This is a genomic window from Radiobacillus sp. PE A8.2, from assembly GCF_045635475.1.
Taxonomy (GTDB): Bacteria; Bacillota; Bacilli; order Bacillales; family Amphibacillaceae; genus JBJGXI01.
The window spans coordinates 23,332-49,849 of sequence record NZ_JBJGXI010000019.1; the positions used below are offsets into that span (position 1 = coordinate 23,332).

Annotated in this window: 26 protein-coding genes; 6 read left to right on the forward strand and 20 right to left on the reverse strand. The window is 37.1% G+C overall.

From position 1 onward, the window contains the following. Positions 1 to 76 precede the first annotated feature (76 nt). Positions 77 to 2,833 carry a sensor domain-containing protein gene (locus ACI6MV_RS11590; protein WP_407270461.1) on the reverse strand — a complete coding sequence of 919 codons (2,757 nt, stop codon included), beginning with the start codon at positions 2,831 to 2,833 and terminating at the stop codon, positions 77 to 79. A gap of 190 nt (positions 2,834 to 3,023) precedes the next feature. Here ACI6MV_RS11590 and ACI6MV_RS11595 point away from each other — a divergent pair, with 190 nt between their 5' ends. Continuing rightward, positions 3,024 to 4,034, forward strand: a complete 1,011-nt coding sequence (locus ACI6MV_RS11595) for a DUF3231 family protein (protein WP_407270462.1) — start codon at positions 3,024 to 3,026, stop codon at positions 4,032 to 4,034. Positions 4,035 to 4,488: 454 nt separating this feature from the next. Here ACI6MV_RS11595 and ACI6MV_RS11600 read toward each other — a convergent pair whose 3' ends face one another. The 7 genes from ACI6MV_RS11600 to ACI6MV_RS11630 all read right to left on the reverse strand — a co-directional run bounded on the left by ACI6MV_RS11600 (position 4,489) and on the right by ACI6MV_RS11630 (position 10,082). Beyond that, positions 4,489 to 5,139: a YdeI/OmpD-associated family protein gene (locus ACI6MV_RS11600; protein ID WP_407270463.1), complete on the reverse strand. Its 651-nt coding sequence runs from the start codon at positions 5,137 to 5,139 to the stop codon at positions 4,489 to 4,491. Positions 5,140 to 5,178: 39 nt separating this feature from the next. Further along, positions 5,179 to 5,631, reverse strand: coding sequence for an SRPBCC family protein (locus ACI6MV_RS11605; RefSeq protein WP_407270464.1), 453 nt, complete (start codon positions 5,629 to 5,631; stop codon positions 5,179 to 5,181). A 106-nt stretch (positions 5,632 to 5,737) separates the two neighbouring features. Continuing rightward, on the reverse strand, positions 5,738 to 6,871 hold the full coding sequence (locus tag ACI6MV_RS11610; RefSeq protein ID WP_407270465.1) for an anti-sigma factor: 1,134 nt from the start codon (positions 6,869 to 6,871) through the stop codon (positions 5,738 to 5,740). Further along, complete coding sequence (locus tag ACI6MV_RS11615; RefSeq protein ID WP_407270466.1) at positions 6,864 to 7,361, reverse strand: sigma-70 family RNA polymerase sigma factor; 498 nt, start codon at positions 7,359 to 7,361, stop codon at positions 6,864 to 6,866. The genes ACI6MV_RS11610 and ACI6MV_RS11615 overlap by 8 nt, the downstream gene beginning before the upstream one ends. 181 nt (positions 7,362 to 7,542) lie before the next feature. Next, positions 7,543 to 8,814 carry a hypothetical protein gene (locus ACI6MV_RS11620; RefSeq protein WP_407270467.1) on the reverse strand — a complete coding sequence of 424 codons (1,272 nt, stop codon included), beginning with the start codon at positions 8,812 to 8,814 and terminating at the stop codon, positions 7,543 to 7,545. A 155-nt stretch (positions 8,815 to 8,969) separates the two neighbouring features. Next, complete coding sequence (locus tag ACI6MV_RS11625) at positions 8,970 to 9,191, reverse strand: hypothetical protein (protein WP_407270516.1); 222 nt, start codon at positions 9,189 to 9,191, stop codon at positions 8,970 to 8,972. Between the two features lie 174 nt (positions 9,192 to 9,365). Further along, positions 9,366 to 10,082, reverse strand: a complete 717-nt coding sequence (locus ACI6MV_RS11630; protein ID WP_407270468.1) for a 5-formyltetrahydrofolate cyclo-ligase — start codon at positions 10,080 to 10,082, stop codon at positions 9,366 to 9,368. Between the two features lie 211 nt (positions 10,083 to 10,293). Here ACI6MV_RS11630 and ACI6MV_RS11635 point away from each other — a divergent pair, with 211 nt between their 5' ends. Next, positions 10,294 to 10,749 carry an SRPBCC family protein gene (locus tag ACI6MV_RS11635; RefSeq protein WP_407270469.1) on the forward strand — a complete coding sequence of 152 codons (456 nt, stop codon included), beginning with the start codon at positions 10,294 to 10,296 and terminating at the stop codon, positions 10,747 to 10,749. Between the two features lie 52 nt (positions 10,750 to 10,801). Here ACI6MV_RS11635 and ACI6MV_RS11640 read toward each other — a convergent pair whose 3' ends face one another. The 3 genes from ACI6MV_RS11640 to ACI6MV_RS11650 all read right to left on the reverse strand — a co-directional run bounded on the left by ACI6MV_RS11640 (position 10,802) and on the right by ACI6MV_RS11650 (position 12,132). After that, a complete protein-coding gene (locus tag ACI6MV_RS11640; protein ID WP_407270470.1) occupies positions 10,802 to 11,161 on the reverse strand; it encodes a hypothetical protein in 360 nt (119 codons plus the stop codon). After that, entirely contained in the window at positions 11,154 to 11,315 is a 162-nt protein-coding gene (locus tag ACI6MV_RS11645) for a hypothetical protein (protein ID WP_407270471.1), read from the reverse strand. The genes ACI6MV_RS11640 and ACI6MV_RS11645 overlap by 8 nt, the downstream gene beginning before the upstream one ends. 175 nt (positions 11,316 to 11,490) lie before the next feature. Beyond that, positions 11,491 to 12,132, reverse strand: a complete 642-nt coding sequence (locus ACI6MV_RS11650; RefSeq protein WP_407270472.1) for an SMI1/KNR4 family protein — start codon at positions 12,130 to 12,132, stop codon at positions 11,491 to 11,493. A 378-nt stretch (positions 12,133 to 12,510) separates the two neighbouring features. On the opposite strand from ACI6MV_RS11650, the gene ACI6MV_RS11655 reads away from it, so the two are divergent. Beyond that, positions 12,511 to 12,645: a lmo0937 family membrane protein gene (locus ACI6MV_RS11655; RefSeq protein ID WP_407270473.1), complete on the forward strand. Its 135-nt coding sequence runs from the start codon at positions 12,511 to 12,513 to the stop codon at positions 12,643 to 12,645. Between the two features lie 73 nt (positions 12,646 to 12,718). On the opposite strand, the gene ACI6MV_RS11660 is transcribed toward ACI6MV_RS11655, so the two are convergent. The 3 genes from ACI6MV_RS11660 to ACI6MV_RS11670 form a co-directional block, all read right to left on the reverse strand. Next, positions 12,719 to 13,144: a PH domain-containing protein gene (locus ACI6MV_RS11660; RefSeq protein ID WP_407270474.1), complete on the reverse strand. Its 426-nt coding sequence runs from the start codon at positions 13,142 to 13,144 to the stop codon at positions 12,719 to 12,721. Between the two features lie 72 nt (positions 13,145 to 13,216). Continuing rightward, complete coding sequence (locus tag ACI6MV_RS11665; RefSeq protein WP_407270475.1) at positions 13,217 to 13,687, reverse strand: FixH family protein; 471 nt, start codon at positions 13,685 to 13,687, stop codon at positions 13,217 to 13,219. A 97-nt stretch (positions 13,688 to 13,784) separates the two neighbouring features. Next, positions 13,785 to 15,155, reverse strand: coding sequence for a PepSY-associated TM helix domain-containing protein (locus tag ACI6MV_RS11670; protein WP_407270476.1), 1,371 nt, complete (start codon positions 15,153 to 15,155; stop codon positions 13,785 to 13,787). Positions 15,156 to 15,544: 389 nt separating this feature from the next. On the opposite strand from ACI6MV_RS11670, the gene ACI6MV_RS11675 reads away from it, so the two are divergent. The 3 genes from ACI6MV_RS11675 to ACI6MV_RS11685 all read left to right on the forward strand — a co-directional run bounded on the left by ACI6MV_RS11675 (position 15,545) and on the right by ACI6MV_RS11685 (position 18,267). Continuing rightward, the gene (locus ACI6MV_RS11675; RefSeq protein ID WP_407270477.1) at positions 15,545 to 16,594 is read left to right on the forward strand and encodes a LytTR family transcriptional regulator DNA-binding domain-containing protein; all 1,050 of its coding nucleotides are present in this window, start codon (positions 15,545 to 15,547) and stop codon (positions 16,592 to 16,594) included. A gap of 117 nt (positions 16,595 to 16,711) precedes the next feature. Continuing rightward, positions 16,712 to 17,560, forward strand: coding sequence for an ABC transporter ATP-binding protein (locus ACI6MV_RS11680; protein WP_407270478.1), 849 nt, complete (start codon positions 16,712 to 16,714; stop codon positions 17,558 to 17,560). Then, entirely contained in the window at positions 17,557 to 18,267 is a 711-nt protein-coding gene (locus tag ACI6MV_RS11685) for an ABC transporter permease (RefSeq protein WP_407270479.1), read from the forward strand. Before ACI6MV_RS11680 ends, ACI6MV_RS11685 begins: the two co-directional genes overlap by 4 nt. 234 nt (positions 18,268 to 18,501) lie before the next feature. On the opposite strand, the gene ACI6MV_RS11690 is transcribed toward ACI6MV_RS11685, so the two are convergent. The 6 genes from ACI6MV_RS11690 to ACI6MV_RS11715 all read right to left on the reverse strand — a co-directional run bounded on the left by ACI6MV_RS11690 (position 18,502) and on the right by ACI6MV_RS11715 (position 26,392). Continuing rightward, positions 18,502 to 18,849, reverse strand: a complete 348-nt coding sequence (locus ACI6MV_RS11690) for a YxeA family protein (protein ID WP_407270480.1) — start codon at positions 18,847 to 18,849, stop codon at positions 18,502 to 18,504. 50 nt (positions 18,850 to 18,899) lie between these two features. Further along, positions 18,900 to 20,798: an ABC transporter permease gene (locus ACI6MV_RS11695; protein ID WP_407270481.1), complete on the reverse strand. Its 1,899-nt coding sequence runs from the start codon at positions 20,796 to 20,798 to the stop codon at positions 18,900 to 18,902. Continuing rightward, a complete protein-coding gene (locus ACI6MV_RS11700; protein WP_407270482.1) occupies positions 20,773 to 21,537 on the reverse strand; it encodes an ABC transporter ATP-binding protein in 765 nt (254 codons plus the stop codon). The genes ACI6MV_RS11695 and ACI6MV_RS11700 overlap by 26 nt, the downstream gene beginning before the upstream one ends. A gap of 89 nt (positions 21,538 to 21,626) precedes the next feature. Next, positions 21,627 to 22,622 (reverse strand): sensor histidine kinase, encoded by a 996-nt coding sequence (locus ACI6MV_RS11705; protein WP_407270483.1) that lies wholly within the window; start codon positions 22,620 to 22,622, stop codon positions 21,627 to 21,629. Further along, positions 22,619 to 23,323: a response regulator transcription factor gene (locus ACI6MV_RS11710; protein ID WP_407270484.1), complete on the reverse strand. Its 705-nt coding sequence runs from the start codon at positions 23,321 to 23,323 to the stop codon at positions 22,619 to 22,621. Before ACI6MV_RS11710 ends, ACI6MV_RS11705 begins: the two co-directional genes overlap by 4 nt. Positions 23,324 to 23,572: 249 nt before the next feature. Continuing rightward, positions 23,573 to 26,392 (reverse strand): glycosyl hydrolase 53 family protein, encoded by a 2,820-nt coding sequence (locus tag ACI6MV_RS11715; protein ID WP_407270485.1) that lies wholly within the window; start codon positions 26,390 to 26,392, stop codon positions 23,573 to 23,575. Positions 26,393 to 26,518 lie beyond the last annotated feature (126 nt).

A 26,518-nucleotide genomic window follows, 5' to 3' on the forward strand; every position in this document is an offset into this window, starting at 1 on the left:
ATAGTTCGGGACGGTTATCCTACTCGAAAACGTATCTGGCACTACAGAAAAAAAGCAAGAGAATCAGCTCCTGCTTCTACACGTATTTTTCAAATTCAGCTATCGGTAATGGCTTGGCAAAGTAATAGCCTTGCATTTCCTGACAGTCCATCTGTTTTAACTTTTCAAATTGCTCGATGGTCTCTACACCTTCTGCAACGATGTTTAATTTCAATGCCTTTGCTAAGTTTATAATCGCTAATACAATATCCGCATTGTCGTCATCTTCTTGTAGGTTAGCTATGAATGTACGATCAATTTTAATTGTATCTGCTTTAAATTTTTTAATGTAGAGCATGGATGAATAGCCTGTTCCAAAATCATCAATTGCTATCTCTATACCTAGTTCTTTTAATTGTTTTATATTTTCTTGTACACCTAAATCATTTTCGATAATCGCAGATTCAGTAATTTCAATTTCTATGTTTTGAGGATTTACCTTGTGCAATTCAACTATTTTCTTAACCTTCTTGTGTAAATCAATTTGCATGAATTGAACTGTGGAGAAATTAATAGATAATTTCAAATCTGGTTGTCCATCTTCCTTCCATTTCATTAATTGTTTACACGCAGTTTCAAATATCCATTCTCCTAATGGTACAATTAAACCCGAATTCTCTGCTATCGGTATAAATTCATTAGGAGAAATCATACCAAGCTTTGGGTGATTCCAACGAACCAAGGCTTCTGCCCCAACGACTTTAAGATCTACTGTGCGAACTCGAGGTTGATAGTATAAAGTGAATTCATTAGACTTTACTGCGTTTCTTATATCATTTTGAAGTTGAAAGGTTCTTTCGTTTATTTTTTTCATTCCATTGTCAAATCTTCTGAATGTGTTTTTACCTGCATGTTTTGCTTCATACATGGCCATGTCTGCATGCTTCAATAATGAATCGATATCTTGCCCACCATCAGGGTAAGTAACAACACCAATACTCGCCGTAATAAAGAACTGGTAATTACAAATGTCAAATGGTTGACTAAACAGATCAATTATATTATTTGCAAGATTCTCCGATTGTCTGTTGGGTGTATGCCTTAGCAGAATGACAAATTCATCTCCACCCATTCTGGCAACTTCACCATGTTCATTAACTTGTTCTCTCAATAGAATGGCTATATTTTTTAATAACATGTCCCCTACATAATGCCCTAAGCTGTCATTTACGAATTTGAAGTTGTCCAAATCAAGAAATAGCACAGAAAAGCTTTCACCCTTAGCTATCTGATTTGCTAACAATTCATCTAATCCTCGTTTATTTAGAAGGCTTGTAACATCATCATGAAATGCTAGGTGTTGAATCGTTTCATACGATTTTTTTTGAGATGTAACATCTCTCAAATTCACTACGATTCCTTTTATATTTGGATTATCAATTAAGTTAGTTGAAACCAATTCAACATGCAGCAATTTGCCGCTTTTATCCTTAATTCTTATCTGACTATGATTTGCTTTATTAGGAGCATTCAAAACCTCTTTTAGCCTTTCTCTTCCATATTTTACATCTTCATCACAAATAAAATCTACTGCAGGATGACCTGTAATGTCTTCTATGTTATATCCTAGTTTGCGCTCAATTGAAGGGCTTAAGTACGTAATGATGCCTTGTGCATCTACAATAGCAATCATATCATAGGAATGCTGGACCAATGAACGAAATTTCTCTTCACTTTGCTTCAATTCCAGTTGTATTTCTCTAGTTTCGGTGATGTCTTGAATCGTACCAACTAAGTATATCGGTTGTCCTTGCTCATTGTAGGTAATCTCTGCTTGTTGGTAAACAAACCTTTCGACTCCATCTTTACGGATAATGCGGTGATTCAAGCTGTATACTTTTCCTTCTAAAGCTTCGTTCGTTTTTTGATCAACAAATTCTTTCTCCTCAGAAGGAACAAAAGTCAAAAAGGATTGATAATCTGGCATGATATTTTCAGGCGTAACACCAAAAATGCGGTAGGTTTCTTTCGACCAGTGTATTTTGTTTTCAACTAAGTCTGCTTCCCAGCTACCTATGTGTGCCATCCTCTGAGAAACGGCTAATAGAGCTTCACTTTTTCGTAGCTTTGCTTCTTTTTCTTTTCTTGCTGTTACATCTGTCCCAACAGCTAGAATTGCGTTATCACCTTTATATGTTATTCTTTTTCCAAGGATTTCAATGAACAACTTTGCTCCGTCTGGCCGAACCATTTGATATTCAACAATCCGAACAAGATCTTGCTTCTTAAGAAATTCTAACCTGGAGTTATATACTGCTTTACTTGTAGGATGCATAAACTTCTCAATAGGCTGACCGATTAGCTTGTCTTTTGATCCTAAACCTGAAAGCTTAACAGCAGCTGTATTTACGTAAACAATATTTCCAGCTTTGTGGATCAGCATAGGATTAGGAGAGGTTTCGACCACATTTCGATAAAGGCTTTCACTATCCTTTAATTTCGTTTGTTGTCCTTCAATTATTTTAAATAAACGTCCTAACAATATAGCTATTACGAGTGAGATTAACGTTAAGCCGCTGTGGTTTATGGCACGATTATATAAATCAATCTCATATAAGCTACGGAGGACAATCAATCCCCAAATGAAATGTATTGCATTAATAGAGATAATTCCGATAATAATCCCTTTTTTATCATAATAAAAACAAATATAAATAATAGGGACGAGAAATAATAGGTAAATGGAAAGTGGAGTTTTTGGGAAAAGCAAGTGTTCTATACTAATAGGCACAATTGCACTAACAACAATCAGGATAAATAATGTAACATGAATTTTTCTGTTCTGGTCAGACATGCTTGTTCCTCCTAGCTGTCAAAAACAAAGATGGATTCATTAGCTTTTATTGTTTACCTTCCCTTTCATAATTATAATCAAACGCGGGGATGGTTGAAACAATTGGTAGGTAACATAACGTATAATTTAAATATATCTACCAACAATAAACGAATCGGCAAGCATATTAACTGATTATTGAGGTGTTCTGATGGGATATATTAATCATAATGTTGAGCTTACTTCAGCTGAAATCGCAAATCTTTGGACGCAATACATAAATGATTCATCATCGATATGTGTTCTTACACATTCCATTGAACATGCAAAAGATGAAGAAATTAAGGATATACTCGTATTCGCACGCAGTCTTGCAGCAAATCATATTGAACAACTGACAAAAATTTTTCATCAAGAAAATTTTCCTGTACCAAAAGGTTTTTCAATAGAGGAAGATGTGAATATTGAAGCCCCAGCCTTATTTACCGACACATTTATGTTGGTCTATATGCATGTGATGACATTACTTGGTTTGACAGGATACGCTGGTGCTGTAGCTACATCATCTCGGTCCGACCAAATAAAGTACTTTATTCAATGCAATACCGAAACGATGGAACTGTATGAACGGATTGCACATGTGATGCTGAAAAAAGGAATTTATAGTAAACCACCAAGAATTAATACACCCGACAAAGTTGATATTGTAAATAATCAACAGTATCTATCTGGCTGGTTAGGTAATAAGCGACCACTCAGTGCTATTGAGATCAGTGATGTAAGCTTTAATATGGTAAAAATTATTGTTAAAGTTGTATTGGAAATTGGTTTTGCCCAAGTCTGTGAAACAAAAGATGTTCAAAAATACTTTCAAAGAGGAAAAAAAGTGTGTGAGAAGCAGTTCGCTTCCCTTAGTTCTGTCTTAACTAAAGGGGGATTAGCTTCACCTTCTTCATGGGTATCTGAAGTAACGGATTCAACAATCCCTCCTTTTTCCGATAAATTAATGTTAAACCACATTGTTATACTTGTTTCGGCAGCAGTCGGTTATTATGGAGCCGGAATGTCTGTTTCCCAAAGAAGAGACTTAGCGTTTGAATACACTCGCCTTATCGCAGAGGTTGCGTTATATGCGGAGGATGGTGCCGAATTGTTGATCAAACATGGATGGCTGGAGCAACCACCATTAGCAGAAGACCGAGAAAATTTAGCTAGTAAATAACAAAAGTGCAGAGCGCCGGTTATCGACGTACGGAATGGGACTCGAAACAATAAAATCACTTGTTTCTGCGGTGTATATTCATTGTAGCTTTCCTTAGTGCGATTACTCGCCCCACCGAAAACATTTGGACTGAGCCGTAGGACCAGAGTATGCTTCGAAGCGTTACCTCGCACGAAGAAAATTGCATTGTATTTTCGATGGAGTAAGGAAACATGCCCCTGCATAAGGGGTATGTCGACGTTGGACGACAAGTCCGCTTTTAGTCGACCTTCCTTAAAACCTGAACCGATGTTGACTTATCGTGTCATGAGGTGAGGGAAGTCTCGCTAGTCGCTGGCGCTCGGAGCTGGCCGTGGCTAATGCTTAATCTTATCCACATTTAGTATATTTTATAATTTCCTGCAATATAAAAAGTGCAAGACCTCTCAAAGTGTCTCGCACCTCCCATCGTATTTTATTTCTTTTTTTGACGATAAAGATCCATTGATTTATATCCCTTTGATAAAACATCGACCATTTGTGCTTGACGCTTTTCACGTGTTTTCTGCTGCTTCGCGGAGAAGATAAAACGAGCCCAATCCCTTTGGTAACCTGGTGTTAGTTCTTGATATGATTCGAGTTCACTCGGATGATCTGCTAATAGCGTCTCGATATCTTTCATATGATCCTCATAATCAGCTACACACTGACTTGCTGCCGATGATTTCTTAGCTTTTTTCTTTTCATGCTTTAATCCTATGACAGTAAATGCATCGTCCATACTTACCATCCGTGAAAATTTGATATCGCTATCTAACACATATCCATCTTCGTCTACTTTCATTGCTGGAAATATATCATCTCTGTGAATGAACGTATCATAACGCTTGTTCCCTTTTTTGGGATACGCAAAAAACAAGTATCCTTTTTCCAGTAATTGTTGCTGATTGATAATGTTTTGCGTATGGTTAACCATGTCTTGAACCGTTTCTACAAAAATGAAAATCGCATCATGTTCGCAAGATAAATCATTCTTATATTCATCAAACAAATGATACTCACTCGGTTGGTGAAGTACGGCCAAATTTTGATATTTATTCAGGTTTAACTTATCAATAATTGTCATAGCATACTCCTTGCCAGGTCTGATTCATCCGTTAACCTTTTATTTTTTTAAATAGCTCTTCAACGCATTCAAATCTTTCACACAAGCTTTCTTGAATGCCCCCGCCATCATCTTCCCGAATAATTTAGACAAGCCGGTAAGTCCGTTTATCTCACCATCTAAAGTAACTTCTGTATGATCATCAGATGCTGTGACTATGTATGTGAACACAAATTCACCTTTCCCCATTGATCCTTTTGTACCATCACAACGAAGGACAAGTTTATCTGGTTCACGGAGCTCGACAACTTCAAAATGTTCGGATGCTTCTTTTCCATACATTTTTCTTGTTTCCATCCACTCGCTCCCCACTTGCATCGGTCCCTGATCCAATCTTTCCATACTTACCAAGCCTTGCATCCATTGCTTAGCAGAATCCAGGTCCAGTAAGCTTGTGTATACTTTTTGTTTAGGAACTTGAAAAGTTTCTTTCGCTTCAAAACGAATACTCACGTTACCTACCTCCTTAGAAATCCTTTTTTAGAGTATAGCATACATCAAAAGATGCCAGACCCATTAGCATCCACAAGGCCTAGCACTAACCTGATTCCTACCATATTCATCTATCCCAATTCCAAAAAGCAACCTCATCCACATCTATATACTTTACCCATGATTCTTCACGAAGTTTCAACACTTCCTTCGTTGGTCCTGTGATAACAACACCATAATGCAAAAATCCATTATTTTCAAGATAATCTATACGCTCCGATAAATTGAGTCGGCCGAATGTAAGGTAATCTGTCATGTTTTCATGCTCTTTCAAAAATCGCAGTGTTTTCAAGAACTGCTGATGCAAAATTTCTTCGTCACCTTCTTCATAGTCTGGTGACACATAACCCTCTGAAACTGTTTTACTCCAGAAAGGACCCTCTTCTTCCTCATGAGAAGTTAGAATCATATCGTCTTGATGCCAAATAGGATAACTCGGAAAACCAATTGGTTCACTAAAACTATTCCAGTCTGTCTCCTTTCCAGTGTCGACAGCTAGCCATAATAATTCCATGTCTTTTTCTTCAAATAAACTTAAAACCTGCTCCGTGCCGATTAATTCAGAGAAAGATAAATAAGCAGATACGACGGTTCCTTCAGGTAATTTTTCTAATTGTTCCCAATCCGCTTCACCTTGATCTGTAGATGCGGGGTGGATAAATTGTGGTCTGTTTTGTGAGATTGTCCCATAATGTTTTTCTTCAGGGATACCTATCTTTGAAAAAATGAAATTGACATTCATTTCACCGACTTCTATTCTTTCATCGCCTACTCTTTTAGTCATTTCCCTCGTTGCCGTCATACTAAAATAAGCATTTGTATGCGTACTCGTGTGTCCCATATAGCCATAGGGATCAGTAACGGTTAAGGTATGATCAATGATACTTGCTAACACTTCATTCCGGTCCGGTGTCCCCCACGCATAGTAAATCGAAGTGAATATTGAAGCAACAATCGTAAATAAAACAAAGATAGCAAGCGCAAAAAAAGCAGTTTGTACCCTCGCCTTCCATTTGCCTCGTCTTAGTATCTTCTTTTGTTTCTTCTGATTAATTTCGCTAGTTTCATCACCCTGATTGTCTTCTAGAAACTCATGATAGCTCTCTAGTTTATCTAATTCTTTTTCAAAATCTTCTATTTCCGCGTCTGTCAGCTCACCCTTTTCATAGGCTGCTAGTTTTCTCTTAAATTCATCACTCATTTTCTCCCGCCTTCCTCCGTCTGATCGCTTGTCTTCCACGAAATAACAATACTTTATAGTGGCTTGGCTTGACGCTCATTACTTCCGCTGCTTCCTGCTGTGTTAATCCATGAAAATCGTGCAATAAAACCGCGTACTTATGCTTTTCCGGTATATCATCAAGCAATCGCACAATCTCCTCAATTTCTTCATTTGCTACGAGATCATCTAAGATATATTTCTTTTTATCAAAGATCCCGGTGAAAAATTTATCATCTTTTATGACAATTCTTTTTTGTTTACGATAGTGGTCAATATATGCACGATAAGCAACAGTGAACAGCCACGTTTTTATCGATTTGCCTTCATAAACTTCAAGCGTTAAGTGCGCCCGAAAAAACGTTTCCTGCACTAAATCTTCAGCAGTATAATGATCGTGACAAAGGGAGAGTAGAAATCGATATATATTTTGAAAGTACATGTTATATATGCTATCTATATTTTCTTTCATCTGCTCCCCCCTCACCTATAAAACGGATAACATCGGAAAACGTAACAATAATTTTTTGATTTGTTGAAAATAAAAACGGCACCTAACCCCCGATTGTGTTCTACACTATCATGGGCTAGTGTGACTGACGTACCGAGAGTGAAATATCTATAATAGATGGTACGATTCTTCAATCAGCTTTCTACAGATCGTCTAAATTAATCACTCTTCCATTTTCTGCATGTATACCGTATTGACAATCCAATTTTCCACATAAAATATATTGTTTGTGGTCAAAATCATATACATAATAGGGCTTAAGCTGAAGCAATCCTTTGATTTTTTCATACGCTTCATCTATTGTTATTATTGCCTGTTCAGATGTTTGAAATTGTTCAAAGATCTCTATCATTAGTTGATTATCTATGTAATTTATTGCCTTTAGGCTTTTAGCATCAATCAGGATTTTTATTTTCCTCTGAAATAAACGATGATCCTTATGATTTCTCCTTAATGTTGCGTGAATATAGCCTTTATCACGATGTAGCGTTTTCAGCTTCCATTTTCCCGTATCATTTGGGTATTCTTGTCGTAATAGGTCTTTGACTACGATCTCACATTTATCTTGTTCTAATTCTGTTATTGGAAATGAATCAGGAGATGGCTCAAGTAAAAATGCTTGTTCTGGTTGTATCTCCTCAATCCAAATAATTTCTTTTTTATTAAATGGTTGACTCATTGGCTCTTCCCAATATAAAGTTTTTTCCATTGTCGTATACGATCTCACATCTACTATCCATTCAAATGGTATCGTCGATGTCCCCTCATTCGTAATGTAAATCTCTTCAATAGCAAATATAAAAACTAGTTTCTTCTGCTCATAGGTGGGAAATTCAACTAGTTGTAATTGTTTCTTTGCTATATTCTCCACTTTTCTAAAAGAAAGTGTATACTTTTCTTCTCTTACCTTCTCTCTAGAAGGGAATTGACCTTGATTAGCGAACATGGTGAGCTTTCCTTCGTGATTAAATTTGACTACAATCATCCCCGATGGCGACACCTCTATACCTTCATAGTATTCTTTAAATGTAAGTTCTCCTTCTTCTTCTTTATGAAATTGAAATTGCTTTTCATAAGCAAGACCTGTTTCTTCTTCAATCCATCTAATCACTTGATTTTTACCCTGACTAGTAAACGAAATTCCATCTTTCACATATGTCTTGCCCATTACAAAAATAATGCTCTTAATCTTTCGCGAATGTATATTAATCTCAACAACCGCTGTACCTTCTGGATTTGAATCATCATCCTCTTGTTGGGTTACATGATTAGGAAACCATTCCATGCAAAGTACATATTCCGTCTCGTTGAAGATGTTAACATTCTGATAAAAGCTATGTCGTTCTAAATAATAATCATCTAATCCTAATTTTGTCCTTGTAAAATCAACAAATTCTTGTATTCTACTATCCATCATTTCACCTTGTTTCCAAATAATCTAATGGTGCGTTATATCCTTTTCAAGCAAATCTTTGTTCGGCACTCTTTTGATAAACATAAATTTCAGATTCGAAATCATCTCTCGTAATATAGCGGTCATTTTGATATTCGAACAAAAAGAAGCTTGCTCTATAAGCATGTATGTAATTTCAAACAATTTCGAACAGCTTTATTAAACTTATTTCCTTCTTGATCATATGCTGCCGTTAAATTTGACGATTGATATGCTTTTTTACCTGTTCTTTTACAATCCTTACAAATATGTAGACGGTGACCCTTGCCACTAAATTTTTCATTAGCACGCGTTCTACCACATACTTTACAGAAATGGCCACGTTTTTTATTTCCCATTTATGAAACTCCTTGTTTTAATAAATCTGCTATATCTATATTACCAAATTCAAATACTATTGGGGGTAATTAATGACTTTAGCATTATTAAAGCAAGGAATGGAAATAATATAAAATCATTCCGGTGACTTGTAAACGGTCAAATTAATCCAACACTCAAATAATTTCTTTTCACTAACTCCCTTTCGTAAGCTCTCGTATCTCCCTTAACACCGGCATTTCCGCTAGCTCTTCCTCTGTTACCAGTTCCCAGTTAATCCCGGTTGGCTTGTCATATGGAGAGTTAGTTTTTCTTAATTCTGTTTCTGTTGCAATCCAATCGACCGTAATATCAAACGGATCCCTAGGAACATCTTGATCGGTTAACTGCGCACTATGGATTGTACCGACGATAGGTATGTCTGCATTACCGAGCTCCCGAATAATCGCATATTCTCTGTCTGCATATCCTTCTCCCTTGCCAACTCTTCTTCCATCCCGATGTAGAGCGACAGAGCCGACAATGAACATATCAATTCTCGGAGCTTCAGAAAGTAAAATTTCTCTGCCATAGGATTTGATATGGGAGAGACTAGCCGCCTTTCTTTCTTCTCCCGCTGGAACCCATTCCGGTTTTACCATGATAAACCCAGCTTTTAATCTGGGAGTTGGTACCAATAATACTTTTCCATCTTTTATGATTTGTGCTCGAATCGGTAATTGTGGCGCATCAGGATTGACCTTTATTACTTCCGCATATTTATAATCTGGAATAGTCGTCACGAACTCGGCAGCACGCTCTGCGCCTTTGAAATTCGGAATCCGGTTTTGCAACGGAAATGGAAATCTACCTAGCTTGTGATCCGTTAAATATTGCCACTTTGACTCACGAATGTCTTGCTTCGTTATCATGAAAAACACCTACTTTACAATTTCTTAACCTACTATTATTTTATCAACAATGTAGGCAATTTCATACAAAGGATAAACAGATGTTCCGTTTAAATTAGATAGAGCGTATGGAGACACATTCGTTTATTTTTATCGAACTTATAATAATTCAGGAATATTTAACCACAACACTTGATAAAATCATAACAGAGGTAAAAAAGGAGGGGTCATAATGCCAAGTGGAACGCATGAGGTGAGCGTAAATAGTCCCATTAATACGATATGGGATTTCGTCAGTGACATGAACAATTGGGCTCCATTAGTACCTGGATATGTGGAACATAACAAACGAAACGAAAAACAATCCACATGGAAATTTAAAGGTGATGTTGGCATTATCCAAAAGAAAGTTAGTATGCAGATTGATATCACCGAGTGGAAGGAGCCAACATTAGTTACTTTTGACCTAAAAGGCTTAAGCGAAAACTTCACTGGGAAAGGATATTTCAAAGCAGAAGCTATTTCCCAAAACCAAACTAAGATGACAGGAAATATTACGATTACTGCAGCTGGTATGACGGGACCTATGATTAACTCGGTTCTTAAATCATTCGTTCCAAAAACAGCGACAGATCTAACGAATAATATCGCTAAAAAGGTGACTAAACTAACACCTGTCTTTAAGTAGATGTGAGAGTGGTACCTGGTATACTCGATTGCTTACGTGGAAGGATCAGGTACTACTTTTTCCTAAAAAGTGTATTTTCAAAAAGTTGGCGAATTAGCATCAAAAAGGTCGATGGGGTGAAAATCCCCGCGACCGCAGTGAAAGCTGTTGCTTCGAAAGAATAATCCTTGCACTCAGAAATTGTGTTTTTCTTTTTCAAGGGTAGGCAATTCTCACATGAGTTAAGGAAAAGTGATTTCCTATTACATAACTGGAAAGATGAACCAACTCTAAGGTTCGCCGCTGACCATTTGGCGACTTTTTTAACAACTTCTATAAACAACAATTTATCATTACTTACAATAACGACTGGTCTTCTTTTTCCATTTAATTCAATTGTCCAAACCTCTCCGCGTTTACCTATTTTACTCATCTTCTTTCCCCCAGAACATTTCTTCTTTCTCTTTTATAATTTGCTCTTTTGGAGGTCTACTATCAAAATAATTATCATATAACTTATTAAGTAATTTTATCCTTTCTCCATTATCCATTTCTTCAATTGCTTTCATAATCTCATCTGCAGTCATTTCATAACCTCCCCTTTTATCTTATATTTGTTTAGTTCGATTATACATTAGACAAAATTTTAATGAAAGATTAGAAGTAAGAACCTGAAATTCTTGTCACTAAAGTAACGAAAAAATTGTCTAACTGGTAGACAATTGTCCACACAGATGTAAGGTACAAAAAAATAACATAGTACTAATTATCAAAATCTAGCATCTTTCTAAACCGTTCGGCCACTTCATCATCAGCTACGAAACCACTTTCTGAAGCAAATGGCAACCAAATCCAATCTTCCCCTCCAACGAATGCAATTCTTGACCATTTATTTATGAAATCAATGAAGTTTTCTCCTAGTTTATAGCCGTGGCCTTCACCATCCTCATGACTCAAATAGACAACCGCCCCATCATTGTCACTCAAATCAAAAGCAATCAAATCACCATTACTAACAGCGTAAAATGCTAACTTATCGTGCCAAACCTTGTCATATTCATCATCCGGGTTAGGAAAAACCTCTTTAATCCAACTTTTCCGTTGCTCCTCAAATAATTCCATCATCTCGAGGTTCCAATGGACTGACCCACTAGTAGCATCTATCAGTTCTTCATCCATGTGAACATCATCTGGCAAAAACCATCGGAAATTTAGATCAGCAGAAAACTCGAGCAACACTTTTCTGAAACTAGTTGGTAGTGCAACACCTAATTTGCGCTCCATCCTCGCTATTTGTTGCATTGTTGCTTGCTTTCCGATAACTAAATCAGGAACATCACCACCAAGTTTCTTTACGCTTTTCGAAATAACATCGATTCGCTTCCGTAGCACATTATAATCCATTCATTTCACTCCTAGTATAGTTCACTTGTAAATTTTGGTATATATTTATATTAAGTATAACAAAATTCTGGAAACGATTGACAACAATTTATTAAGCTATTTATTAAACTATTAATACAAAACAACAAATCTATCGACGCGAAAATAGTAGTTGTCCTAATACTATTCAGATCATCAAAGTGTTTGCATTCTTTCGATGTCTCTGTAATTGCTCTGCACTAATAAGATTTCGCTACCTACTTTTTTGACATTAGAAATACAAAATATCGTATCAGGAATACACGATTAAGTACCAACTACCACGTCTCATATGTTTAATATAATTCAAAAAAGGGCAAAGTCTCTTTATAAGCGAAAAAATAAAGGAGTGATTTGTTGATGCTTTGGACTATAATTGGGGTAATATTACTTATTTGGTTACTTGGATTTATATTTGAAATAGCTGGTGGGCTTGTACACATTTTGCTGGTTGTTGCCTTGATCGTCTTTATTTTAAAAATGATAAGGAGATAAGCTGTATTTCATGATAATTATGATAAGATTTTAAAATCCCACGCGTGCTTTCACGACGTGGGGTTTTTGTTTATTACGCATTAATTCGAGTACTGTTTTTATGAGCAAGTGTGGTTAATGCAACATAAAATGGTTGTACGTTAAATTTCTTACCAAATTCAAACGTATATGTTGATGTTTGCACGTTGTTGGCTTTGTAATAAGGTGATGTTATGTAGTGGATTGTTAGTTCACTATCATCAAATCCAGACCCTGCTGTTTCCATTGACACTTCAAAAATAGCATCCAAGTTAATTGATAGAATTCGAGTTTTCTTTCCAGTAACACCTTGATGGTCAAGTAAGATTAATCGTTGATCCGTAACGATAAACGTATCACGAACTAGCCTAAATCCCATCTCTATTTTCTCTTCTGCCATTAAATATTGACCATATTGATGCTGAAGATCATCAATAGAAACTTCTGAATAATTATTTAAGAAACCATCCATTAAACCCATATGCTTTCACTCTCCTTAGATTAAAAATATCTTCATACCTAATAGTACCAGAAATTTAAGCATACCAATCATCTAATGGTGACTTTCCACACCAGTATTTTCCAACTGTGCTCCACTTTTCAAAAAATCTAGTTCACTTTCAGAAAGCTCTCCTACAACAAATTGCTTTCTTGGCATGATCAGCGATCCATTATTACTTGCATGTACTTTTATATAATATAAGCCATTACTTTCCAATGTTTTAGTTATCGCATACGTTCCATCAGCGGTTTCTTCCGCTTCCTCCATACCAAAATTGACGGTCCCATCTTGTTTCCATATCTCAAAATGAACGAAATCGGCATCGTCTATTTGCTTGCCGTCTTGCGTTAGAACGACCTCAAATGTCGACAACTCCATCGGTTGAAATGTCTCAGGTAGGAAAATATCTGCAACGAGTGGATGCGCTTGTTTATATTTTTCCGCCACATCTGGTTCAAGTACACATCCACTTAACAAGATGCTTAGGATGACGAATGGCAATAAAGCTACTTTATTTTTCACAATGATAAACACCCTTTGTTTTTTCAAATGAGTCAATTTCATAATTACCTTACACGGCTATGAATAGCTAAAAATCAGTTTATGAAATTGACTAAAATTATGCATTAAAAAATCTCTTCATAACAGGAACTCTTTGAATAATAAGCCAATCCATTAACCATACAACAATCATCGATAAACCAACTAGAGGAAAGATAATTCCTAAACCGATTAACAAAATCAGGAAAGGCCACGATTTTCTAATAGGAAGCGCTTTTGGTGATCCTAGTTTACTAGGTTTACGTTTGATCCACAAATAAAATCCACTGCAGACTACAAGTATAATCCCTAGACAGATTAGTAAACTGATGAGCTGATTTATTAATCCGAATTGAGTGCCTTTATGCAAAGTGATGCCCAAAGCTACAATCTTGGCAACGATTCCGTAATGGTCGAATCGATAGTCTGCTAGAACAGCTCCTGAATATTGGTCAATATGAATGGTAGCTTCGTCTTGTGCTTTTGGTGAATAAGCAGATAACGTATACACACCATCTGTCGAGTTAGGAATGTTAATCGTATAGCTAGGGTGCATCCCTTCACGATCCGCAATCGTCACAACTTCATCTATAGGAAGCGGAACAAAACCCTGAAGCGCTGATTTTGGCACGTCTAATTTCTCCGCTGCCCAAGGAACTTCTGCCACATCTTTTGTTTCAACCGTAGAGGTTGGCGCACTTCCTAACCATGTGGAAGGTGGATAACCTACCCCGCTGTTTGTTGCCACGGATTGAAAATTATTTCCCCAAAATCCCGACCATGGTAAGCCCGTTATAATTAAGAAAAACATTCCAGCAGCTAACCAAAATGCAGGTACGGCATGCAAATCTCTTCTAAATATCTTTTTTCCTTTATTAAATCTTGGTAGCAGAACACCGAAAAGATTGAATTTCTTTTTTGGAAACCATAAGTAAAACCCTGTTACAATCAGAACAATTGCCCAACATGCTGCTAATTCAACGATACGGTCGCCAATCGTTCCAGCCATTAATTCACCATGAATCTCTTCAATTTTATTCATTACTCTGTCTGAACTGTTCAATTCACCGATAATATTTCCCGTATAAGGATCAACAAAAATGGTAGATGTACCATGATCTCCGTTTATCGTCACTTCACTTGACCTTGTATCACTTTCACCAGGGCGATATTTCGTTACGAGCGCCTCTGGATATTGTTCTTTAACTATCTCAATTTGCTCAGCAGCTGTGATCCTCTCTTCTTGCGGAGTAACTTGATAATATTGATGATAAAGAGCATGTTCAATTTGCGGCTTAAATAAATAGATGCCGCCAGTTACAGCTAAAATAAACAAAAATGGCGCAAATATAATCCCGGCATAAAAGTGCCATCTCCAGACAGCTTTATAAAGTGATGCCTTTGATTGTTTTTGAAGTTTCTTTTGTGGTTCTATGTTAACTGCTCCCATCCATGTTGTCTCCCTTTGGTAAAGTTGTAGCTTCACTCGTCATAGTATAAGTGATAGTTGTGAGGAAAGTATGAAGTATTTATGTCGATTTTAGGAATAACTCAGACAAATTCATCAAAACATTCGTCCCCGAGCTTATTTACATTTACCCCATGTCCTTTTATATTGGGGGTATAGACTGAAGCTATGCATTATTTGCAAGCGCTCTAAATAGTCACTATGACTGAACTGTGTCATAGAATAAGGATCTAGTCCATACGAGATTCATAATAATGATAAGATAACTGTGTCCCATCCAGTACTTCATATTCATTTGAAAAATATTTAAGATGGATTGAATAAGATAGATATTAAATCGTGGTAGTTTTCAATAGGGAAGGTGTTTTTACGTGGCAGTATTAAATATTGAAAAATTGGAGAAGCAAATTGAAGATACGATTGTGTTTCCTGAATTTAACTTAGAAATCTTGAAGGGACAGTCGGTTTCTATTTATTCAAATACAAATGTGCGCAATGTGTTACTACGTATGATAATGGGTGAATTTGCAACTTTGAGTGGAAAGATAACTGTTAATGAAGAAATAGCTTCTCTTTATAATAAGGCTTACCATTCACAGGTAGGAATTTCCTTTCTAGATGACGGTTTATATGAAAGGCTAAGCATAAGGGATAATCTTACGTTTTTTAAAAGATTATATAGTTCGAACCAGATGATTGATGATATGTTGGAGCGAGTACAATTGGCTACAATTAAACACAAAAAAGTAAGTAGCTTAACTTATTCTGAGAAAAGAAGGGTTCAGATGGCTCGATTACTTTTTCACGACCCTTCATTAATCGTGTTAGAAGAACCGGATCAGAATGTTGATGTTGAAACTAAACGATTCCTACTAAAAGTACTCAGAGAACTACAACAAAACGACAAAAGTATTTTACTTTTAACGGGAAACATGGAAAGCGCGATTACTTTAACTGACATTACCTACCGGTTAGATGAAAAAGGATTATATAAAATTAACGTGAATGAGGATGTATCGAGTGGTTTCTTTACAGAAGAAAATAAAGAAGAATCTCTTGAAGAAGAACAAGGAATTCCTATCCAATTTAATAAAATACCAACAAGGGTAAATGAAAAAATTGTCCTGTTTGATCCCCCAGAAATTGATTATATTGAAAGCTATAGTGGACAGTCGCATGTATATATAAGTGGTGAAGGTTTTCCATGTGTATTCACATTAGTGGAGCTTGAAGAAAGGTTAAAGGCTTACGGCTTTTTTCGCTGTCATCGTTCCTATATTGTCAATTTACAAAAAGTTCGCGAAGTAGTGACCTGGACTCGCAATAGTTTTAGTTTAATCCTAGAAGATCATATGAAATCGGAAATTCCACTATCAAAGACTAAAATGGCAGAATTAAAAGGAATGTTAGGCCTAAATTAAGTTCCATTCAATAAGAATATTCTCCATTCACCCTTAAATAACCTCTTTTCATAGAATACATGCTGTGTTGGATTTGTATATCTTTTATTCTAAACGTACAGAAGGGGAGGAGATATAGTGGAGAATATAATTGAACTTAAATCGTTAGTAAAAGTGTTTTCGAATCAGAAGGCATTAGAAAATGTAAGTTTTGATGTGAAAAAGGGCGAGATATTTGGTTTACTTGGACCAAGTGGCTCGGGTAAAACGACGACAATTAAAATATTGACCGGGCAAATATCTCCTACAGATGGAGAGGCACAAGTATTTGGAATACCAACTTCATCATTAAACAAAGCGGATAACCGAAAAAGATTTGGTGTTCTTACCGACAACAGTGGCTTATATCATCGGTTATCCATTTACGACAATCTAAAGCTCTATTGTGTTCTATACGATGTTCCGTTAAGCCGAATTGATGACGTACTGGATATGGTGAACTTAAAAAACGAACAGAAAAAAATAGTATCAAAATTATCAAAGGGGATGCTACAGCGAGTTATACTTGCTCGAACTTTTTTACATGAACCAGAGCTTTTATTTTTGGATGAACCAACAGCTGCACTTGATCCAGCGAATTCTCAGCATATTCATAATGGTCTAAGAATGCTGAATGAAAAAGGAACAACAATTTTTTTAACGACGCATGATATGAACGAAGCAGATTTATTATGTGATCGTGTTGCCTTTTTAAATAAAGGGAAAATTCAACAACTCGATGAACCCGCAAAGCTTCGCCGGAAATTCGGAGATGCTACTGTAACAGTGGAATTGGTTGATGGGAGAAAGGTAATTTTACAGATTGGTCCTTCAAGTGCACAAGAGTTGTATACGTACATGTCTACTAGTCAGGTAAGTGCTATTTATTCAAACGAACCAACACTCGGCGATATATTTGTAGATATAACAGGGAGGGAGCTAGTATGAAATTCTCAATCAAACGGTTATATGCCATTTTTCAAAAAGATGTTAAAGATATATTGAAAAATTTGTATGTTTCGACTATGATACCGGTTCCGCTCGTGCTTGCTTTCATTGCTGGAAGGGAAAATAACCCACCAGTTGAGGCACACTACGTAGCAATCAATCTGACATTTGTAATAATCACAGCATTCCTCCAATGCTCAATTATTGCGGAGGAAAAGGAGAAGAATACGCTGCGTGGTCTGATGTTGTCACCAGCAAGCACACTGGAAATTCTCGGTGGCAAAAGTCTACTCACTTTCCTTTTTACTGGGGTGTCTATCATTCTTGGTATGTTCGTGTCTGGTTATCAACCTGCTAATATATTTATTATCTCAATCGCCATAACTGTATCTATTATATTTTATATCGCTCTAGGAACATTACTTGGACTTATGACAAAATCGGTAGTGGAAGCATCGGTTCTAATCATGCCATTTCTGTTCATTTTTGGATTTGGAACATTTTTGCAAGGATATATAGACAAACATCCTGTACTAAGTTTTGTCGAGTATCTTCCAAATATCCAATTGGTTTCTTTAGCAAATGAGGTGGAAATGGCAGGGGGAATAGCAGATGTATGGTCACAATTAGCTGTTATTACGATGTGGGCAATTGTTGCAGGTATACTTGTAGTAACAGTATACAAAAGACGAGAAATGGATAAATAGCAATAACGTGGGCCACAGTTTTTGTCCCACCATTCAGCGAATATGCTACCAGCATAAAAAATACCATCTCCAGACAACTTGATAGTGCGATGCATTTGATTATTTATGAAGTGTCTTTTTGTCTATTCATGATGTCTCCCTTTATAAAGTTGTAGCTTTCACTCGACATCTTTTAAACATTATTTACAAAACCAAGAAAGCTCACAAATGGTTGTGAGCTTTCTTGGCTTAAAATTACATATCAAACTTAGCATTTACATCCTCAGGCAATGCTTCTGCCTGAACTTCTTCCCAACCTTTCACAAAGGCGCCTTTTGCGGTGATTCTCAAAAATGCGTTTTCCTTTAAATCTTTCCCTGCAGTGAATGCTATCTCTGTTTTCTCTCCGTCTTCATCATAGCCAGTTAGATTATAGTAATATCTACCCTTTTCTACAGTAGGCTCTTCATCTATTTGAACGTAAACCTCTCCCATAGTAAACAAGGGATTGAAACGATCTCTTTCTATTTTTGGAACAATCATAAAATAGCTAGCCAAGGTAACTGCCAAAACAATTACAATAATTCCTACTGATTTTTTCACTTTTCCCCTCTCCCTCAATTAAAGTTTGCTAAGACTAAATCTATACTTCTCTAAAAGACCATTCTCTTTACTTGCTTCACATAAACAAATCGGACAATCAAGAAGTAAACCACTTGAATCAAAGAGAAACTTCCTAAAACGAGAGAAGATTCTACTGTTAAATTGTAATTAAACAAACTGGACAAAGCGGTAAGTGCAACCGCACCATGAACTAATGCGACAACAATGGGTGAGAAAAATAGAATCGCAATTTGTCCGTTAACTATCTTTGTCAACTCTGATTGTGTTAACCCAATTTTGGCAATAGCTTGGAACTTACGCTTTTCTTCGTCCAAGTCTGTGAACAAACGAAAATAGAGAAAGCTACCAGCGGAAACAAAGAACACAATTCCGATAAACAAACCGATGAATAATATTGGTCCGTATGCTTTATTAATTTCATAAATTGTATAATCAATGATGAACGTTTTATGCTGTAAATTGCCATCTAAGTTGCTTATTTTACTTCCTGCCTCAATTAATTGATCCGTCTGCCCTTCTTCTGTTTTCCATACAGCACTATAATCCAAACGTTCCGGTGTTCCAAGTTGCTCGAAAACCTGGTCATTCACTACATAATACCCATTCATTGCTGATAACACGAATGATTCTACTACGCTTGTGGCCTGAATTTCTTCCCCGTTTTCTAGTCGGACATTAGCCTCCATTAACACTTCACTTGCTTTTGGCCCCTCCTGGATGATCGCACCACTCTCTTCCACGACGATGGCCTCATTTTCATCTGGATGTAGTTCCTTGCCACCAATAAAGGCTGCAAAGCGATTGTAATCAGAAGCTCTTGTAATTAAAACATTCCGTTCTCCTAGTTCAAAATAGGTTAGCTCCATCGATTCCATCTGTGCATCGATGTTTTCCTCTTGCAAGATAGAGTTAATTCTGTTCGTATCTTCCTCGATCATCGCTTTACTGTCATCCAGAAACGGGCTATACGTAATCGGATAGGGACTAGCTTCCTTTATTCCTTTAGTTAGGTAGGACCCGAATCCATATAAAGAACCAATCGCACTAAAAGCAACTGTTGAAATAATTGCCACCATAAAAAATGTCCTTGCGTTATCCTTCATTCGAAAAGATAGATCAGAGAACATGAGCATATTTGTTTTCCGCCAAAAAATTGATGTATTATTTTTCAAGCGCCGGATAACATACACACTTAATTGTGTAAACAAGAGATAGGTTCCAAGTGTTACTACTAAAATAACTGGAATCATCGCATAGACAACATAAATACCCTCAACTAAAGTAGCCGTACTGTATCCCGAAATAAGCAATAATGCTGCGAATACGGATAATATAATAGAAGCTTTTGGCTCACCTTTGGACTTTTTATCTCCTTTAATTAAATCAGTTAATTTATTCGTACGAAGAATAAACGATACAAAGATTGATATACAAAAAAACAGAACTATAAAACTAACAAACGTTACAACAATTGCAAGCGTGGGCAAATAAAAATCAAGAGATTCACTAATAATCAACACATTCTCAGCAACTAAAAGAATCGCCTTTGCAAATAGCAAGCCTGATAGTATGCCGCCAACTGTCGCAAAAAAGCCAATAATGATATTTTCCAAAAAAACCATCAAGCGAATTTGCTTGTTGGATGCACCGAGCATCATTAACAAGCCAAACTCTTTCTTCCGTGACTGCAAGAAAGAACTCATCGAATATAGGACAAAAAAGAAAGAAAACACATAAATGATTCCACCAGCAGCAGCCATACCGAATAATGCATTATTATTAATATCACCCTCTGAAAATGTCGGATGGAATGCAAAGATTGCAAAGGTAAAGAAAACCATCACCGTGAACATGCTACTAAGGAAGTAGGCGATATACAGTCGTTTATTGCGCATTACATTATTAAACGCGAATTGACGAAAAGTCATTACCATCGCCTCCCATCAACGAAAGCATGTCAATGATTTGCTGAAAAAATGCTTGTCTACTCTCCCCGCGATGAATCTCAGAGTGAAGCTTGCCATCACGGATAAACACGACTCGGTCTGAATAACTTGCCGCTTGCGGGTCATGTGTTACCATTAGCAAACTAGTTTGTTCCTTCTGATTGATCGATTCAAGCATTGCCATAACATCTTTTGAAGCTTTGGTATCGAGATTCCCTGTTGGTTCATCTGCTAACAGTAGCTTCGGTTTATGAATCATCGCCCTCGCAATTGCTACTCGCTGCGCCTGTCCCCCGGATATTTCATACGTGCGTTTCTTCATAATGGAAGCAATACCTAAACTTGTCGCAATCTCCTCTGCTTTCTGCTTCATTTCTCTTACACGCGTGCCATCCAATGTTAATGGTAGTACAATATTTTCTTCAACAGTCAATGTGTGCAGTAAGTTAAAATCTTGAAAGACAAACCCTAGTTCATTGCGACGGAATTTGGCCAAATCATTTTTTTTCAGTTTGTGTGGGTTTTTCCCTTCGATTTCTGCCTCTCCTGTAGTAGGTGCATCGTTCGTGGAAATAATATTCAACAGTGTCGTTTTTCCACTTCCGGACGGACCCATAATCGCAACAAATTCACCTTTTTCAATTTCTAAATTAATATCAGTAAGCGCACGGTATGCTACTTTACCTTCATAAACCTTACTTACGTTCGTAAGTTTCAGCATAATCATTCTCCTCTCAAACGTTTCTATAGTAGAAGTATAGCCAGAAAAACTAACTTAAACTATCGATTATGCTTTCAGTAATCTTACAATCATGTAAGGTTTTGTGTTTTTGAAAAAATAATTCGTACGGTTGTCCCTTCTCCGATTGTTGATTGCAATTCAATACGATGTTCTAGCCTTTCAGCGACCTCTTTTACTAAGTAAAGCCCCATACCTGTTGATTCCCGGTATTTTCGCCCATTTTCACCGGTATAAAATTTGTTAAAAACACGCTTTTGGTCTACCAGCGGGATACCAATACCAAAGTCCTTCACTTCAAGCACCGCTTTTCCTGCTCTTTCATAAATAGAAATAACCAGCTGTTTTGTTTTTCCAGTAGAATATTTAACCGCATTTTGTACTAGTTGTGTTAAAAGGAAGAAAAGCCACTTCTCATCGGTCTCCACGGTGATCTTCTCTTTTGCTTGCTGTAATTGCGGATATACTTCATTTCGGATGTAAAAAAGCTTGTTCTCCTGATTAACTTCATGAATTAGTTTGGACAAGGTGACTGGTTTTATCTGAAAATCTTCAGCAATCGTGCGGAGTCTTGCCATGTAGAGAACAGTATTCAGCCCACCTCGCATTCGGTCAGTTTCCTCACGAATGCTAGACGATTCTGGCTCATCTAATGATTGTGCCATAAGCTCAATCACAGAAAGGGGTGTCTTCATTTGATGCACCCATCGATCCATAAATAATAAATGCTCATCTTGTCTTTCTTCCGCTTTTTGAAGTTCTTCTTGATATAGATGATATTGTGATCTGAGTAATTGATCGAGAGCTTCTGATATTGGCGTTCGTTCAGTGGTCTCAAGGGATCCATCTAATGTTTTCATTGAAGTTTGTAATCTTTGATAAAAATTTTTTCTACTATTATATTTATAAAAAAGAAATAGCGTTAACAATACGAGAGAGATAACAATAGCATAGATACTTACACCAATACTTCTATAGCCATCTAACCATAATAGAATAATTATCAATGCAAATTGGCAGAGTTGTACTACAATCAGCAACAAATGCTCACGCAGAAACAATTTCATCCTTTTTCCTCTTTCCATGTAATGCTTAGACGATATCCTGCTCCTCTAACAGTCTCCACAGCATCTTCAATCCCTATCTCTTGAAACTTTTTCCGGACGCGTGTGATATTCACATTTAGCGTGTTTTCATCAACATATGCTTGGTCATCCCATAGTTTTGCTAACAAATCCTCTCGACCAGCAACACGTGGATAACGATCCATCAGAATTTCAATAATGTCCGTTTCTTTTTTTGATAATTGTGTCATTTCATTTCCAAAGCGCAGCTCAAACCGTTCAGGATATAAGCTTAAGCCTTCTTGAATAAGCACTCTCTCTGCATACTTAGTAGCATATTCCCCGTAAGCACGGCGCAGCTGACTACGGATTTTTGCCATCACAATATCAGGATGAAATGGCTTTGTAATAAAATCATCCCCACCATTTTCTATTGCCATCACTTGATCCATCTCACCTGTTCGAGCCGAAATGAAAATCACGGGGCAAATCGACTCTTTTCGAATTTGCCTGCACCAATAATATCCGTCATAACTAGGTAGATTAATATCTAATAACAGAAGCTTCGGCTCGACCTCACGAAACAAGCCAATAACATTGTCAAAATCCTTGGCGATGATCACTTCATAGCCATATTTCTCTATATAGCTACCCAAATATTCGGCAATTTTTATATCATCTTCAACGAGCATAATTTTTTCCATGCGTAAGAGTCTCCTAGTTTAAATTTAAGATTTTTTGCTATTAGAGGTTGTTCAAAAAGCATCTATTTAATTTCTTATTATAACTCAACTTAGACAACATGAAAAAAGTGTTTCAGGCAATAATGTGTGGCAGTCTTTACATACCTTCGTTGACAAGACGTTAGACATCTAATTTGATATGCTCTCCTACCTTTACAAAAAAACAGTGTAACCCCGACACAAATGAGGGTTACACTGTTTTTAGTAATATTATTTTATTGCTTTTCTTCTAATTAAAACTAGTACTCCGCCTAAAGATAATAACAACAGTCCATAAAACAACATATTATACATACTTGAAGCTGTGTCAGGTAATTCATTTTCTTCTTGATCAGCAGAGGATTGACCATTCCCTTGATCATTGTTTACTGTTTCATCGTTAGTTTGTGGTGAATCATCATTAACGTTTCCACCTTCTTCTAATGATGGTTCATCAGTATCATCTTGATCGGAACCCGTTTGACTATCACCTGGTGGGGTTTCATCGTCATTCGGGTTTGGTTCTTGATCGTCGTTTGGATTTGGCGTTTGATCGTCGTTATCATCTTCATCCGTTGGTGGTTGATAATCTCCGACACGGTATAAATAAAAATCATCTAATGTTCCCCATGCTCCACCACCAGATTTAATCAACGCTCCAATCGTTATCGTCCCGTCTTCTACCAGAATATTGTTAATCTCAGGATTACTCCAGTTTACCCAGCCATTTACTGCTGTATCCTGTTTATAATTATTAGTGGCAGTGTTCGCGTACACATACATCTCTGGATCAGTTACGTCTCCACCTTGCAGGAACATCGAGAAGTTGTAGTAACCAGGTTCTAATCCAGTAATTGTCTGCTCTGCTTTAAAATCAACCGCTGCACTCGAGTAGAAATGTAAGGAATAGTCACCAGATTTAGCATCTGCCGTTTTGTTTTGAAAATCAGTGTGTGCTGCTATTCCATCTGGATAGGTAATCTTCCACATACTTGTGTCACTATCTTCAAAGCTAGGATTGATCACAAAATTTTCCGGTGTAATTTCAACGGTTGCAATAACAGAAATGTCATCTCCTGTAACACCGGTTATCGTATAGGTGCCCACACCACCATTAATCGCTTGTGTTAGTGCTGCATCATCCCAGGTTACTGCAACATTTGCTTCTGATCCATCGTTGTAAGTTGCTGTTACAGTTTCTGGTAATGTAATCGTCTCACCAACCGTATAGCTTAATCTGATATCTTCTACTTCATCAATGCGTAAATCTGTAACCGCACCTGTGTCTACATAATTAAACACATTTATAGAAGCTAATGGATGACCCGAGAAATCAAATAACGCTTGGTTATCAACCGCACTACCGCCATACCAATGGCCAGCATCTTCTGAGTCGTATTCGGCTGCATAACTAGTTGCCCAACCCGATCCATATTGTTCCCACAGTGTTTTATTTTGATTTAACTCTGATGGAGGCCCAACGGGTAACCATGCTGGCTCCCAATAAAATACCCCAATTCCTGCTTCACCGACATTTGCTACCGCTTCGATTACATCTCGAACCGCAGTCGCTTGTCCTTGTACGGTGATCGGATAATTGAGTACTTGCCCTTCGTCTTTAGGAGCTGTATTGCCATGACCGTCCCCATCTTCCGCAGTATACGCATAAGAAGTTTCTGCTACCATTACTTTTTTGTTATACGTATTGGCAACATTGCTAAGTACAGCAGTTAAGTTAGTTAGTGTACCATGCCAAAATGGATAGTACGAACTAGCAAACACATCATAGTCCACATTATTCTCGTCTAAAGTTTGTGCGATTGAACTATATCTATTGGTAGTTTCCGGATTAGTAAAGTGTAAAGCTACTAAAATAGCAGGATCAATTTCTCGTATCGCTCTGCTTCCTTCATTAAATAGTGCACTCATTTTCGTCCAGTCAGTCTCACCAGCTAGACCACCATTTGTTTCGTTTCCAACTTGCACCATACCGATATTTATGCCTTCATCTACCATCGTTTGTAAACTGTCTTTCGTATATTCATATAATGTGATTTTTTTCTCATCAAAGCTTAAATTTTCCCATGCCTTTGGTGCTTGTTGTTTGGCGGGATCTGCCCAAAAATCGGAATAGTGGAAGTCTACTAACAATTTAAGTCCATTTTGCGTAGCACGTTTTCCAATTTCAATCGCTTTCGCCAAGTCATTGTTTCCACCACCATATCCGTTACCTGCTGTATCGTACGGATCGTTCCATACACGGACTCGAACATAGTTAACACCTGCTTCTTTAAATGTTGTCATAATGTCCTGTTCTTGACCCGCTTGATCGTAAAACTTCACACCGCTATCTTCTAATGAAAGAATACTAGAGGCGTCTACACCTTTAATAAAATCATCAGAAAGTCCCTCAACTCTGTCTACAAAAATATCCGCTTGAATAGGATCTGGCACAGGATCAGCACCTCCCGCAGTTTTTGCAGTTAAGATTGCTTGATCGAGGTATCCCCACGCATTTAGATTACCTGTAACCGTTGCGCCTACTTGAAAATTAGTTGTGTCATCTGAAACTTCAAAGCTAAGTGAAATTGTTTCCCAATTGTTATAGCCTGTCGTTGTTACCGTCGGAGAAGTTTCCGTTCCCGCAAATAATGTAACATTTCCAGCTTCAGTATCAGAACCACCTGTTGATTGGACAGATAACTCATACTCTCCAGCTGGTAAAGATGCAATCGTTTGACTAAAAGTAGCTGATGGATTACCAGTTGCAGTATCTTTTATCCAATAATTTAGTGCATATTGACCTTCAGCTGCTGTCATGCCTTTATCAGCAGCATAATCATAATGAGTAATGCTCCAATTATCCCAATTATTCGGGCTAATTGTCCATGAGCCTTCACTATAGAAATCAGTCTCAAACCCACCGTTGGCTAGTAAGTTCGTTGATGCGACTGCTAAGCTTACTTTTGGTTGCAACCCGAGTGAACTAAAAATTATTAAGAAAACTAAAACGATCGAAAATAGAATTTTACAGTTATGTTTGTTGGCCACTCCATTTCTCTCCCTTAACTAATCAGTATAACTTACATAAAACCGCTTACATATATAACCAACGATTCATCCAATCTAGCAGTCTATCTACACTAGATTGGATGTTCCGTAGTTACTAATTCAAGT